The organism is Actinopolyspora xinjiangensis (assembly GCF_900104475.1).
In the GTDB taxonomy this organism is placed as follows: Bacteria; Actinomycetota; Actinomycetes; order Mycobacteriales; family Pseudonocardiaceae; genus Actinopolyspora; species Actinopolyspora xinjiangensis.
In genome coordinates, this window is record NZ_FNJR01000004.1 from 338,034 (window position 1) to 351,445 (window position 13,412).

Genomic DNA, 13,412 nt, shown 5'->3' on the forward strand with positions numbered 1-13,412 from the left:
CCCCTCGGGCTGAGCTCGAACGGTGCGGCACGACCACCCACCACGGGATCACCAGTGTGGTTCGGGCGGAACCGGCTGACAGCTCGGGCAGCTGTAGGAGGAGCGGTTGGTGAAGGCGTCCCGCCGGATCGCGGTCCCGCAGCGGGGGCACGGCGAGCCCGCCCGGCCGTAGACCGACAGGGAACGGCTGAAGTAGCCCGAGCGACCGTTGACGTTGACGTACAGCGAGTCGAACGAAGTGCCCCCGGCGACGAGTGCCTCACCGAGGACCTCGACGACCGAGTCCAACAGCGCGTGCGCCCTCCCCTCGTCGAGTTCGGCAGTGGGATGTGCCCAGTGCAGGCGAGCGCGCCAGAGTGCCTCGTCCGCGTAGATGTTGCCGATGCCGGAGATCAGGTTCTGGTCCAGCAGCGCTCGTTTGATGCCGGTCCGGCGGGAACGGACGAGCCGCACCACCGCCTCGCGGTCGAAGGAGGGTTCCAGTGGATCGGCCGCGATGTGCCCGATGGAGTCGGGCACGGCGAGGCCGGTGGATGGCACCAGCTCGGCCAGACTCAACCCGCCGAAAGTCCGCTGATCGACGAAACGCAGTTCGGGGCCGTCGTCGGCGAACCGAAACCTCACGCGCAGGTGCTTCTCGTCGACGGCCCCGCTCGGCTGTACCAGTAGCTGACCGCTCATCCCGAGGTGGGCGAGTACGGCCTGCCCAGCACCCGACACCTCCTCGCCACCGCCCACGTCCCCCAGTGACAACCAGAGGTACTTGCCACGTCTGCTGACGTCCTCGACCACACGACCGGCCAGCACGGAGGCGAAATCCTCCGGCCCCGGCGGATGCCCGCGAACGGCACGGGGGTGCAGTACCTCGACACCGGCGAGCCTGCGACCGGCGACGTACTCGGCCACACCGCCGCGAACGACTTCGACTTCGGGAAGTTCTGGCACTCGGCCATCTTCGAACACGATTCACCGCCCCCGTTCACCGGGGGTCCCCGCCCGGGAGCTCTCTCACCAGTTCAGGAGGAGTCCTGGGGGTCGCCTGATTCGGCGTTGAGCTGGTCGGACAGGGCGCGCCAAGCGGTCTGGGCCGCCTTCTGCTCGGCGTCCTTCTTCGTTCGGCCGTCACCCTGCCCCCGCACCTCGCCGTTGACGACGGCGTAGGCGCTGAACTCCTTGCGGTGGTCCGGCCCCTGCTCGTCGATCCGGTAATCCGGAACCCCGAGACCGGCCGAGGCGGTCAACTCCTGCAGACTGGTCTTCCAGTCCAGCCCCGCCCCCAGCATCGGCGCCTCGGCCAGCAACGAGTCGAACAGGCGGTGGATCACCGAGCGAGAGGTCTCCAGTCCGTGCTGCAGATAGACGGCTCCGAGCACGGCCTCCAACGAGTCGGCCAGGATGCTGGCCTTGTCCCTACCGCCGGTGAGTTCCTCACCGCGCCCGAGCAGCAGGTACTGCCCCAGGCCGCCCTCACCCAGTTCACGGGCCACACCGGCGAGCGCGTGCATGTTGACCACGCTCGCCCGCAGCTTCGCCAACTGCCCCTCGGGCAGATCGGGGTGCTTGCGGTACAGGTGATCGGTTATCACCAGTCCGAGTACGGCATCACCCAGGAACTCCAACCGCTCGTTGGGTTCCAGACCGCCGTTCTCGTAGGCGTAGGAGCGGTGCGTCAGGGCAAGAGTCAGCATCTCGGCGTCGAAATCGACGCCGAGTGCCTCGACCAACGCCGACCGGTCCGTCTCACGGCTCCGGGACTGTTGCTTTCCCCCCACGATCGAACGCCTATCAGGCGGGGCTGCTGACCTGGCGGCCCTTGTACTGACCGCAGGACGGGCAGGCGACGTGCGGGGGCTTCATCTCACGGCAGGCCCGGTTGGGGCACGCCCGCAGAGTCGGTGCGGAGGCCTTCCACTGCGAACGACGCTTACGGGTGTTCGACCGGGAAACCTTGTGCTTGGGGACAGCCACGGCTACTTCTCCTCTTCGGTCCCGCCGAACCGCTCACGCAACGCGGCCCAGCGAGGATCAATCGTCTCATGACGGTGTTCCGGACCGAGTTCGGCCCACTTGGCACCACATCCGGAACACAGTCCCGGACAGTCCGGCGAGCACAGCGGGGCGGTTGACATCGACGGCAGCACCGTGTCCCGCACCACCGGCTCGAGGTCGATCAGGTCTCCGGACATCCGGCTGACCTCGTCCTCATCGGTACTGGTGTCGGTGGTGCTGTCCTGATAGGCGAACAGCTCCCGCAGCTCGACGTCGACCTCCTCGGAAATCGGGTCGAGACACCGCGCGCACTCGCCGCTGGCTTTCGCCCTGACGGTACCGGATACCAACACGCCTTCGACCACTGCCTCCAGCAGCAGATCGAGGTCGATCGGCTCCCCCGTGGGCACCCGAACCATGTCGATGCCGAAACCGGCGGGAGCCGGAGGTCTGAGGGTGTAGCTGCGACTCGCCCCCGGACTGTGCCCGAACTCGCGGGTGTCTATCACCCAGGGGCCGTCCGGCGCTGGTCGCGCGACTTCTTGATTCTGAGACATCTGTGGTTTCGGCTAGGAGTTCTCGGCGATTGCTTGGCCCGCTCGGTTCGAGACCGGTTCGGCCGTGCGGCGGCCGAAAACGGTTCACCGAACCGTCCTCTCCCACCCGAGCCACGACGGCTCACCGTCGCGAAACGCACCGGCGGGTCGGGAGCCGAGCGAGCCACTCTACCAGGCTACGCCACCCGAACCTTCTCCCCGAAACCGCACGCGCCGGGTGTCTCGGTCCCACCCATCGGTGGTAGCGACGAGCGAGCCACCGGCGGGACGGTCACCGGGGAACCGGTCAGTGTTCGCTGACCACGGTTCCGTGCTCCGAAGCCTGCCACTCCTCGTAGTCGAACGGCGCGCTCATCGGACGTCGGAGCTGCTGCCTGCCCTTGCCCACCGTACGCAGCGTGCGACCGAGCAGTTCCTCGAAGTCGGCCAGCCGGGAGTCCACGTAGGCGTCGCAGTCGCCGCGCAGTCGTTCGGCCTCCTCGTGGGCCTCGTCGACCACGCGTTTGGCCTCCTGCTGCGACTGCTGCACCACCTCGGTCTCGGAGACCAACCGGGCCTGTTCCGCACGCCCCTCGTGCACGGACTGGTCGTAAGCGGCACGCCCGGCCTGCACCATCCGGTCGGACTCCGACTGCGCGCGAGCGATGTGGTCCTCGTACTCCCGGCGTGCGTTGTTGATGGTCTGCTCGGCCTCCGCCCTCGCCTGAGCGATGATCTCGTCGGCTCGCTCCCGCGCGTCGGCGAGCATCTTCTCCGCCTCCGCCCTGGCCTCGGAGGAGGTCTTCTCGGCCTCGGACCTGGCGGAGTTGAGACTGTCGTCGGCCTCGCTCTTGGCCTTGTTCACCAGCTCGTCCCGATGGTCGAGCACGTCCTGCGCGTCGTCGAGCTCCGACGGGTACGAATCGCGCACCTCGTCGAGCAGCTCCAACACGTCGCCACGCGGCACGACGCACCCGGAGGTCATCGGAACACTTCGCGCTTCCTCGACGATCGTGACGAGCTCGTCGAGCGCCTCGAACACCCGGTACACGTCGGTCTCCCTGCAGTCGCACTCACCCGAAGGATACTTGCCAGGCCCGTTCAGCTTCTCAGAACAGCCGGGGAGGGGTGTCGATCACCCCACGATCGGTGGTCGCCGCCCCTTCCCGCGGCCCGGCCGCCGGTCGTCCCAGTCTGCCCGGCGACGCGCACCGGGTGCGGGATATCCGGTGCCGCGTGTCCGACAACGGGCACCACCGGTCGGGAGCCACACCGGACCGTGCCCGAGACTGGAGCGGAGACAGCGGTCACGCGATCCGCCGGGAGGTCCTGTTGCCCACCGTACTGTTCCGCCTGCTGCAACGACTGATCAGTCTTCGCTCGTGGGCCACTCCGGCACTGGTGATCGCGTTCGTGTTCCTCACGAGCTGGCCGCTGATGGCGCTGTTCGAGGGCACGGACAGCGAGCTCACCGCACCGGGGAACTACTGGTGGTGGTTCCTGGTGACCACCTCCACGGTGGGCTACGGAGACTTCTACCCCGAGACCACCGGGGGCCACATCATCGGGGTCTACGTCATCGTAGGCGGCATCGCGACGTTGACCACCCTGTTCACGCACCTGGCGACCACCCTGGAAACGGCGAGAGGCAGACGAATGAGCGGCTCGGCCAGCCTGCACGTGTCCGACCACATCGTGGTGTTGGGATACGCCCCGGGACGCAGTGAACGCATAATCGACGAACTGCTCGCGGACGGCAGGCACCCCGTCGTGCTGGCCTCCTGGGACGATGTGGACCACCACCCGATCCCCGATCGCGGCATCGGTTTCGTGCGCGGCGACCTGATGACGGATGACGTGCTGCGCAGAGCACGGCTCGACCAGGCTCACTCGGTACTGGTCGACGCGCGCGACGACAACGAGGCACTCGCCGTGGCCGTGACCGTGCACCACGTCAACCCGGCGCTGGAGCCGGTGATCTCGCTGCGGGACATGAGCCGCTCCGAACACCTGCGCTATGTCGACGAGAAGATCCGCTGCGTGCAGTGGCACACCCCGCAAATGATCACCGAGGAGCTGTTGGACCCCGGCATCACCCAGGTCTACGGCCAGCTGGTGACGCACGGCGGCGGGAACACCTACTCGTGCCGACTTCCGGCCTCACTCGACCGAGTGTCCTATGGGGACTGTCAGTTCGCGCTGGGCAAGCGGCACGACGCCACGGTGCTCGCGGCCCGCACGGACGAACAGCTGCTGATCAGTCCGGCCTGGAGCACCCGACTGCCGGTGGGCAGCACGCTGTACTACATCTGCGACCAACGGATAACGCAGGAGCAGCTCGTCCGCGCGGTACGCGAGTTCGACGGGTCCCACTCCTGACGACGCGGTGGCGCGCGCCCGGCTCCATCACGCGCCGCGCCGCACGCCACCGGAGACTGACCGTCCCGAGAGTCAGCCTTCCCGAGAATCAGGCGTGGATGTCGGTGAGCCGGAAGCTCTCATAGTGGTCGGCGGTGTAGAAGTACTCCCCCTCGGCACCGACGACGAACCGACGGGCACCGCGATGATCGATTCCCGGCGTCTCGACCGTGTACTCGTGGTAGTAACCGTCCGGGCAGTCGGGCAGAATCCCCTCCCAGTTGTGGAACACCCCGCCGTCCTCGGGGTAGGGGTAGGGGCCACCCCGCTGAATCAGTTCCACGGTGTCGGTCGCTTCCGGAGGAAGAGCCGACAACGCCACCCGCTCGAAGCCGGAGGTGTTCCCGCACTCGACGGCCGCGGTAACGGCCGAGGTCCGGGCCACCGGTTCGGCGGAGGCCACCGTGGCCGGACCGAGCAGGCCCAGCACGGCGATCAGACCCGTCAGCAACAACCTGGGTGATCTCACAGCGTGTTCGCGCATGAACGAGAAGATATCCCCGCCGTATGGCTACCGAAAGGAGTCACCGTGAACACCGAGTGACGAACGGGTCAGCGGCAGCGGACCCGGCCGGCACGGCCCCGTCACCCGTGTCCGAACCCGCCATCCAGCCGAGGGCTCACTCCGCGCGCTCGGCCAGCCTGTCGAGCAGCCGCTGCTCGATCTTCGGAGGCAGCAGGTTGGAGACGTCACCGCCGTAGGTGGCCACCTCCTTGACCAGTGAACTGGCCAGGAAGCTGTAGAGCGGATTGGTCGACATGAACAGCGTCTCGACGCCGGACAGTCGCTGGTTCATCTGCGCCATCTGCAGTTCGTAGTCGAAGTCGCTGACGGCGCGCAGTCCCTTGACGATCGCGCCGATCCCGTTGGCCCTGCAGTAGTCCACCAGCAGACCGTGCCAGGAGTCGACCACCACGTTCGGCCAGGGCTTGGTGACCTCGCGCAGCATCTCGATCCGTTCGTCGACGTCGAACAGGCTCTTCTTGCTCTTGTTCACGAGTACCGCGACGGTTACCTCGTCGAACAAACCAGCCGCTCGTTCGATGATGTCCAGATGACCATTGGTGACCGGGTCGTAAGAGCCTGGGCAGACGGCACGCCTCATAAGCGGCAACTTAGCAGTACCAGCCGGTAGGACTCAGGACGAGGTGGTGTGACTCACCGCTCCGTTCGGCGTTCGGCGCGGAGGGGACCATCGCAACGCCGGAGGGAACCCGGTACTTGAGTTCGGCAACGACGTCGCGGAGTGCTTCGAACCGGCACGTGCGCGTCCCCGGGGTTCACTCCGGGGGGACGCGCTCGGCCCAGTACACGGCCGCGTCACCGTAACGCCTGGTCCGCAGCTCCTCGATGCCCTCGGGCCACCGCGGCGCCGGGCTGCTCCAGAAGCGCTCGACGATGACGAGGCCGTCTCCCGCCAGCCAACCGTTGCGGGCGAGCGCCTGCCAGCACTCGTCCAGCTCGGCCGACTCCATCGCGAAGGGGGGATCGGCGAAGACCAGGTCGTAGGGTTCGCGCGGGGAACCGCCCAACACCGAACGCACCGGAATCTGTTCGATGTCGATCGACCGGAATCCCAGCGTGCCGGCGTTTCGACGCAGCACCCCGGCGGCACGGCGGTCGGACTCGACGAAGGTGACGTGTCCGGCACCGCGCGACAACGCCTCGAACCCGAAACCACCCGAACCCGAGAACAGGTCCAGCACCCGCACCCCGGACAGCTCCGTCATCGCTTCCAGCGAGCTGAACAGCGCTTCCCGCACCCGCTCGGTGACGGGTCTGGTGCCACGCTGCGGCACCTCGATACGACGCCCACCTGCGGTTCCCGCGACGATTCTGGTCACCGGAACATCCTCGCCCACCGGTACGTGCCGGAGGCCGCAGGGGTGGGTGCCGACGAGAACCGTCACGCCTCCCGAACCCGTTCCGAGAAGCGCCCCGAGGTCGCGGAGTTCCCCGGACGGTGGCGCCCGGTGTCCTCGGCCGTGGCCGGGACCAACGCGCGACAGCCCCGGAGTCACCGCGTGCGCGCTCCTCGACGGAACCCGACGTGGCGGGGTGCCCACCCGGTGCCGGGCCGGGACCGGCGGGAGGTCACCGCCCACCGGTCCCCTCCGTCCCGGGGGGATCGCGATCAGTCGATCTCGATGATCAGATCGCCTCCTTCGACCTGCTGGATCGCCCCGATCGCGACGCGCTTGACCGTGCCGCCCCGCTGGGCGGTGATCGCCGCCTCCATCTTCATGGCCTCGATGGTGGCGACGGTCTGGCCGCTCTCGACCGTTTCGCCCTCCGTCACGGAAAGCGTGACCACACCGGAGAACGGCGCGGCGACGTGCGCCGGATTGGTGCGCTCGGCTTTCTCCGCGACGGGGAGTTCGGAGGCCACCGAGCGGTCCCTGACCTGGATGGGGCGCATCTGTCCGTTGAGAACGGCCATCACCGTACGGATGCCGCGCTCGTCCGCCTCGCTGATCGCCTCCAGGCCGATCAGCAGCCGTACCCCGGGATCCAGGTCGACGGCGTACTCCTCCCCAGCGCGCAGCCCGTAGAAGAAGTCCTTGCTGCTCAGCAACGAGGTGTCCCCGTAGGAATGCCGGTGTTCGTTGAACTCCTTGGTGGGCTTGGGGAACAGCAGCCGGTTCAGCGTCTCGCGCCGGTCCGTCACCAGTCCCTTGCTGTCGTCCTCGGACAACTCGACCAGCTGACGTTCGGCGGGCCTGCCCTGCAGCGCACGGGTGCGGAACGGTTCGGGCCAGCCCGCCGGCGGATCACCCAGTTCACCCTGCAGGAAGCCGATCACCGAGTCCGGGACGTCGAACTTGTGGGGCTCGGCCTCGAACTCGGCCGGGTCCACACCCGCCCCGACCAGGTGCAGCGCCAGGTCTCCCACCACCTTGGAGGAGGGAGTTACCTTGACCAGCCGTCCGAGCATGCGGTCGGCGGCCGCGTACATGGCCTCGATCTCCTCGAACTTGTCCCCGAGCCCGAGGGCCACGGCCTGGGTCCGCAGGTTGGACAGCTGCCCGCCGGGGATCTCGTGCCGGTAGACGCGGCCGGTCGGGGAGGCGAGTCCCGCCTCGAAGGGCTTGTAGATCTTGCGGACCGCCTCCCAGTAGGGCTCCAGCTCGCACACCGCGTTCAGGTCCAGGCCGGTCGCCCGCTCGGTGTGGTCGGTCGCGGCCACGATCGAGGACAGGGCCGGCTGCGAGGTGGTTCCCGCCAGCGACGCGGAGGCACCGTCCACCGCGTCCACCCCCGCCTCGATGGCGGCGTGGTAGGTGGCCAGCTGCCCACCGGGTGTGTCGTGGGTGTGCAGGTGGACCGGCAGGTCGAACTCCCGCCGCAGCGCGGAGACGAGGGTGGCGGCGGCCGGCGGGCGCAGTAGTCCGGCCATGTCCTTGATGGCCAGTACGTGCGCGCCCGCCTCGACGATCCGCTCCGCCAGCCGCAGGTAGTAGTCGAGGGTGTAGATCCGTTCGTCGGGATCGGACAGGTCGCCGGTGTAGCACAGCGCCACCTCGGCCACGGATCGCCCGGTGTCGCGCACCGCCCGGATGGCCGGACGCATCTGCTCGACGTCGTTGAGCGCGTCGAAGATCCGGAAGATGTCGATACCGGTGTCGGTGGCCTCGGCCACGAAGTGCTCGGTCACTTCGGTGGGGTACGGGGTGTAGCCGACCGTGTTGCGGCCACGCAGCAGCATCTGCAGGCAGATGTTGGGCACGGCCTCGCGCAGCGCGGCCAACCTCTCCCACGGGTCCTCGGCCAGGAAACGCAGCGAGACGTCGTAGGTGGCGCCACCCCAGCACTCCAGTGAGAGCAGTTCTGGAGTCGTTCGGGCCACGTGGGGGGCGACCGTGGTGAGGTCCTTGGTACGCACCCGAGTGGCCAGCAGCGACTGGTGGGCGTCCCGGAACGTCGTCTCGGTCACTCCCACCGCCTCGGAGTCCCGGAGCCACCGCGCGAAGCCCTCCGGGCCCAGCTGGTCGAGGCGGTCCTTCGACCCCGCGGGTGGTGGCGTGTCGAGGTCGGCGGCGGGCAGCTTCCGCCACGGTTCCGGCACGGTGGGCCGTTCACCGTAGGGCCGGTTGACGGTCACGTCGGCGAGGTAACTCAGCAGCCGCGTCCCTCGGTCGGCCGAGTGACGCGCGGTCAGCAGTCCCGGGCGCTCGTCGATGAAGGAGGTGGTGATCCTTCCCGCGCCGAAGTCCGGGTCGTCGAGCACCGCCTGCAGGAACGGGATGTTGGTCGAGACGCCGCGGATCCGGAACTCGGCGACCGCCCGGCGGGCGCGCGCCACGGCGGTGTCGAAGTCGCGACCACGACAGGTCAGCTTGACCAGCATGGAGTCGAAGTGGGCGCTGACGCTGCTCCCGGAGAAGGCCGTCCCGCCGTCCAGCCGGACACCGGCACCGCCCGGGGACCGGTACGCGCTGATCATCCCGGTGTCGGGGCGGAAGCCGTTGGCCGGGTCCTCGGTGGTGATGCGGCATTGCAGCGCCGCGCCCCGCAGCCGGACCCCCTCCTGCGACATGCCGAGGTCCGGCAGGGTCTCGCCCGCCGCGATGCGCACCTGGGACTGCACCAGGTCCGCGTCGGTGACCTCCTCGGTGACGGTGTGCTCGACCTGAATCCGGGGATTCATCTCGATGAAGACGTGGCGCCCCTGCTCGTCGACGAGGAACTCCACGGTCCCGGCGTTGACGTAGCCGATCTGCCTGGCGAACGCCACCGCGTCGGCACAGATGCGCTCCCTGAGCTGAGGATCGAGATTCGGGGCGGGAGCGATCTCCACGACCTTCTGGTGCCTGCGCTGCACCGAGCAGTCGCGCTCGTAGAGGTGCACGACGTTGCCCGCCGAGTCGGCGAGGATCTGCACCTCGATGTGCCTGGGGTTGACCACGGCCTGTTCGAGGAACACCGTCGGGTCACCGAAAGCCGACTCGGCTTCGCGCATCGCCGCTTCCAGCGCCTCGCGCAGTGATTCGAGGTCGTTGACCCGGCGCATGCCGCGCCCACCGCCACCGGCGACCGCCTTGACGAACACGGGGAAACGCATGTCCCCGGCGGAGTCCATCAGTTCGTCGATGTCGCTGGACGGCGCGGAGGACTCCAGGACGGGGACGCCGGCCTCCCGCGCCGCGCGGACCGCGCTGGCCTTGTTTCCGGTGAGCTTGAGGATGTCGTGCGACGGGCCGATGAACGTGATGCCCGCCTCCTGGCAGGCCTCGGCCAGGTCGGGGTTCTCGGACAGGAAGCCGTAGCCCGGATAGATCGCATCGGCGCCCGCCGTTCGGGCCGCCCGGATGATTTCCTCGACGGACAGGTAAGCCCGAACCGGATGACCGGCACCGCCGATCTCGTAGGACTCGTCCGCCTTCAGCCGGTGCAGTGAATTGCGATCCTCGTAGGGAAACACGGCCACGGTTTTCGCGCCGAGCTCGTATCCGGCGCGGAACGCGCGGATCGCTATCTCGCCGCGGTTGGCGACGAGGACCTTGCGGAACATGCCGGCTACCTCCTGGGGCAGGTGTCGGATCGCCTGCGAACAATACCCCGAAAATTCTCCTCTCCGGGAGCTGTTCTCGCGTGATGGAACTCATGATCCACGCCCTACACGCGGACGACCTGCTAAATCATCCTCCTCGAACAAGGATCAACCAAAAGAAATAATCGATATTTTCACATGAACGCGAAAACGAGGAAGTTTTTCAATAGTGCTCGGTCCGGTCACCCTGAGGTGACCACTGGCAGTACCGATGTTCGCGCGCCCCACGTGAACGCACCAGTCGAACGAGCCCCGAGGCACGGAGAACGGCACGACCACGAGGACGAGGAACCGCGACGAGCTCCCGCACCGGACTCCCCGGCCGGCGGTAGACGGAGCCGGCCGTTCCGACCTCCTCCGGGCAGGACACTCGCCGTCCCCTCGCGACTCCCCGAAGGGAGTACTCGGCCGGACGCGCGGCGCGCCAGGGGAGAAACGACCGGTCAGGCCTTCTCCAGGAAGTCGGCGCGCTGGTCGGCGACGAGTTCGTCGATCATCGCCGCCAGACCGGGATGGGAACGCAGTTCGGGGTCCTGCCCCACGACTGCCTCCGCCTCGTTCCTGGCCTCGGCGATGATCCGCTCGTCGTGCACCAACGACAGCATCCGCAGCGCGGACCTGCGGCCGGACTGCGCCTCACCGAGCACGTCGCCCTCCCGGCGCTGCAACAGATCGAGCCGCGCGAGTTCGAACCCGTCGGTGGTGGAGGCGACGGCGTCCAGCCGAGCACGTGCCGCCGTCTGCGGTACGGACTCGGTGACCAGCAGGCACAACCCGGGAGCGCTGCCACGCCCGACACGCCCGCGCAACTGGTGAAGCTGGCTCATCCCGAACCGGTCAGCGTCCATGATCACCATCATGCTCGCGTTCGGCACGTCCACCCCGACCTCGATCACGGTGGTGGCCACGAGCACGTCCAATTCCCCGGCCGCGAACCGGCGCATCGCCGAGTCCTTCTCGTCCGAGGAGAGCCTGCCGTGCAACACGCCGACACGGAGGTCCCGCAGCGGTCCCCCGCGCAACCGTTCGGCCAGCTCCAGCACGGCCACCGGAGCGCGCCGCGCGTTGTTCCCACCCTCGTCGTCCGGTCCGGCCGGCCCGGGGTCGTCCTCGGAATCCCCCTCGGCGAGCTCGTCCTCGTGGCAGCGGGAACCGTTCTCGTCCCCGACCCTGGGACAGACCACGTAGACCTGGTGCCCCCGCGCGACCTCCTCACCGACCCGCTGCCACACCCGGTCGAGCCAGGCTGGTTTCTCCGCCGAGGGAACGACAGTGGTGCTGATCGGGGAACGGCCGCGGGGTAGCTCGCGCAGGGCGGAGGTCCGCAGATCACCGAACACGGTCATCGCCACGGTGCGCGGGATCGGAGTGGCGGTCATCACCAGCAGGTGCGGACAGGTGTCCTCACCCGCACGACCGCGCAACGCGTCCCGCTGCTCGACACCGAAACGGTGCTGCTCGTCGACCACCACGAGTCCGAGGCCGGCGAACGAGACCTGGTCCTGCAACAGGGCGTGAGTGCCCACGACGATGCCCGCCGCACCGGAAGCCGCGTCCAGCAGGGCCTGTTTGCGCTGCGCCGCGGGCAACGAGCCAGTCAGCAGGGCGACCCTGGTGGCGTGCTCCGGAGAGTCGAACTCCCCCGCCCGAGCGAGCTCACCCAGCATCTCCCGCAACGACCTGGCGTGCTGCGCCGCGAGCACCTCGGTCGGTGCCAGCATCGCCGCCTGCCCGCCGGAATCGATCACCTGCAGCATGGCGCGCAGAGCCACCACCGTCTTGCCCGAACCGACCTCCCCCTGTACCAGGCGGTTCATCGGATGCCGAGCGGACAGATCCTCGGCGATCCGCTCCCCGATCTCGGCCTGGCCGGAAGTCAGCGCGAAGGGCAGCCGCGCATCGAAATCAGCCCCCAGCCCCCGGTCGTGCCGCGGACACGACGGGGCGGGTCGCGCGTCCTGCCGCGACCGCGACTGGGCCAACGAGAGCTGCACCCCGAGCGCCTCGTCCCACTTCAACCGGCGTCGGGCCGCCTCCACCTGGTCCGTCCCCTCCGGACGGTGGATCCACCGCAAGGCCTGGTTCAGCTCGAGCACACCGACGCGTTCGCGCAACGACTCGGGCAGGGGGTCCTCGACACCCTGCCAACCGTCGAGCACCTGCGTCACGCACCGGGCCAGCGACCAGGAGGGCACCCCCTGCGCGGCGGGGTACACCGGAATCAACGCCGCCGCGAACTCGCGCGCGGCGTCGTGCGCGTCTGTCTCCCCCTCCTCGGTGAACAACTGGTACTCGGGATGGGCGAGCTGCAGCTCACCGCGATAAGCCGTCACCTTGCCCGCGAACATCCCCCTCCGGCCGGGCAGGAGTTCGCGTTCGCGCCATGCCTGGTTGAAGAAGGTGCAGGACATGGAGCGAGCACCGTCGGTGATGCGCGCCTGCAGGATCGTGCCGCGCCGGGAGCGCATCTTGCGCTTGCCCACCCGCTCCACCCGGGCCAGCACGGTGGCGTGCTCCCCGATCTCGAGCCCACCGATCGCCGTGAGCTCGCCGCGCTCGGCGTAGCGGCGCGGGTAGTGGCGCAGCAGGTCCCCCACTGTGGACATGCCGAACGAGCTGCCGAGGGCCTTGGCGGTCTTGCCACCCAGCACCCGGTCGAGGTTGGTGTCCCACCCGATCATCGCTTCACCAGTTGTGTCACGGCGCACGGGCCGTGCGCTCGAGGTCGTGGGCCGATCGAACCGTGCAGGCGGGAGGAGCGCCCGTCGGTTCGCATCGGTGTGCACCGGTCAAGTTATCCGAGACGACCGACAGGGCTCACCAGCCCCTGTGGCTCGTGGCCACGTTCCGGTGAGCCGCGTGACACGGACACGACAGGCCCTCCGGCTCCACACGCCGAGCGGGTACGGATGTCGGA

The 13,412-nt window shown here is 68.5% G+C and carries 11 protein-coding genes; 1 reads left to right on the plus strand and 10 read right to left on the minus strand.

Translation table 11 applies throughout. The features are described from left to right. Positions 1–48: 48 nt before the first annotated feature. From mutM to BLQ75_RS08565, 5 genes are all read right to left on the minus strand, one after another. A complete protein-coding gene (gene mutM, locus BLQ75_RS08545; protein WP_092600351.1) occupies positions 49–945 on the minus strand; it encodes a bifunctional DNA-formamidopyrimidine glycosylase/DNA-(apurinic or apyrimidinic site) lyase in 897 nt (298 codons plus the stop codon). Between the two features lie 71 nt (positions 946–1,016). Next, a complete protein-coding gene (gene rnc / locus BLQ75_RS08550) occupies positions 1,017–1,772 on the minus strand; it encodes a ribonuclease III (RefSeq protein ID WP_092600353.1) in 756 nt (251 codons plus the stop codon). 13 nt (positions 1,773–1,785) lie between these two features. Continuing rightward, the gene (gene rpmF / locus BLQ75_RS08555; RefSeq protein ID WP_092600355.1) at positions 1,786–1,968 is read right to left on the minus strand and encodes a 50S ribosomal protein L32; all 183 of its coding nucleotides are present in this window, start codon (positions 1,966–1,968) and stop codon (positions 1,786–1,788) included. Between the two features lie 2 nt (positions 1,969–1,970). Then, positions 1,971–2,546 carry a YceD family protein gene (locus BLQ75_RS08560; protein ID WP_170837393.1) on the minus strand — a complete coding sequence of 192 codons (576 nt, stop codon included), beginning with the start codon at positions 2,544–2,546 and terminating at the stop codon, positions 1,971–1,973. A 286-nt stretch (positions 2,547–2,832) separates the two neighbouring features. Beyond that, positions 2,833–3,576: an ATP synthase F0 subunit B gene (locus BLQ75_RS08565; protein WP_092600359.1), complete on the minus strand. Its 744-nt coding sequence runs from the start codon at positions 3,574–3,576 to the stop codon at positions 2,833–2,835. A gap of 281 nt (positions 3,577–3,857) precedes the next feature. Here BLQ75_RS08565 and BLQ75_RS08570 point away from each other — a divergent pair, with 281 nt between their 5' ends. Next, positions 3,858–4,904, plus strand: a complete 1,047-nt coding sequence (locus BLQ75_RS08570) for an ion channel (protein WP_092600551.1) — start codon at positions 3,858–3,860, stop codon at positions 4,902–4,904. A gap of 88 nt (positions 4,905–4,992) precedes the next feature. Here BLQ75_RS08570 and BLQ75_RS08575 read toward each other — a convergent pair whose 3' ends face one another. The 5 genes from BLQ75_RS08575 to recG all read right to left on the minus strand — a co-directional run bounded on the left by BLQ75_RS08575 (position 4,993) and on the right by recG (position 13,176). After that, positions 4,993–5,427, minus strand: coding sequence for a guanyl-specific ribonuclease (locus BLQ75_RS08575; protein WP_092600361.1), 435 nt, complete (start codon positions 5,425–5,427; stop codon positions 4,993–4,995). Positions 5,428–5,563: 136 nt separating this feature from the next. Beyond that, entirely contained in the window at positions 5,564–6,049 is a 486-nt protein-coding gene (gene coaD / locus BLQ75_RS08580) for a pantetheine-phosphate adenylyltransferase (RefSeq protein ID WP_092600364.1), read from the minus strand. A 175-nt stretch (positions 6,050–6,224) separates the two neighbouring features. After that, entirely contained in the window at positions 6,225–6,788 is a 564-nt protein-coding gene (gene rsmD, locus BLQ75_RS08585; protein WP_092600553.1) for a 16S rRNA (guanine(966)-N(2))-methyltransferase RsmD, read from the minus strand. Between the two features lie 290 nt (positions 6,789–7,078). Beyond that, a complete protein-coding gene (locus BLQ75_RS08590; protein WP_092600366.1) occupies positions 7,079–10,456 on the minus strand; it encodes a pyruvate carboxylase in 3,378 nt (1,125 codons plus the stop codon). Between the two features lie 482 nt (positions 10,457–10,938). Then, entirely contained in the window at positions 10,939–13,176 is a 2,238-nt protein-coding gene (gene recG, locus BLQ75_RS08595; protein WP_092600368.1) for an ATP-dependent DNA helicase RecG, read from the minus strand. Positions 13,177–13,412: the final 236 nt, after the last annotated feature.

What these genes read in the sequence shown, in the direction of transcription:
- BLQ75_RS08590 (WP_092600366.1), bottom strand. Translation starts at nt 10,456, where the DNA reads ATGTTCCGCAAGGTCCTCGTCGCCAACCGCGGCGAGATAGCGATCCGC.
- recG (WP_092600368.1), bottom strand. Translation starts at nt 13,176, where the DNA reads ATGATCGGGTGGGACACCAACCTCGACCGGGTGCTGGGTGGCAAGACC.
- BLQ75_RS08575 (WP_092600361.1), bottom strand. Translation starts at nt 5,427, where the DNA reads ATGCGCGAACACGCTGTGAGATCACCCAGGTTGTTGCTGACGGGTCTG.
- coaD (WP_092600364.1), bottom strand. Translation starts at nt 6,049, where the DNA reads ATGAGGCGTGCCGTCTGCCCAGGCTCTTACGACCCGGTCACCAATGGT.
- BLQ75_RS08560 (WP_170837393.1), bottom strand. Translation starts at nt 2,546, where the DNA reads ATGTCTCAGAATCAAGAAGTCGCGCGACCAGCGCCGGACGGCCCCTGG.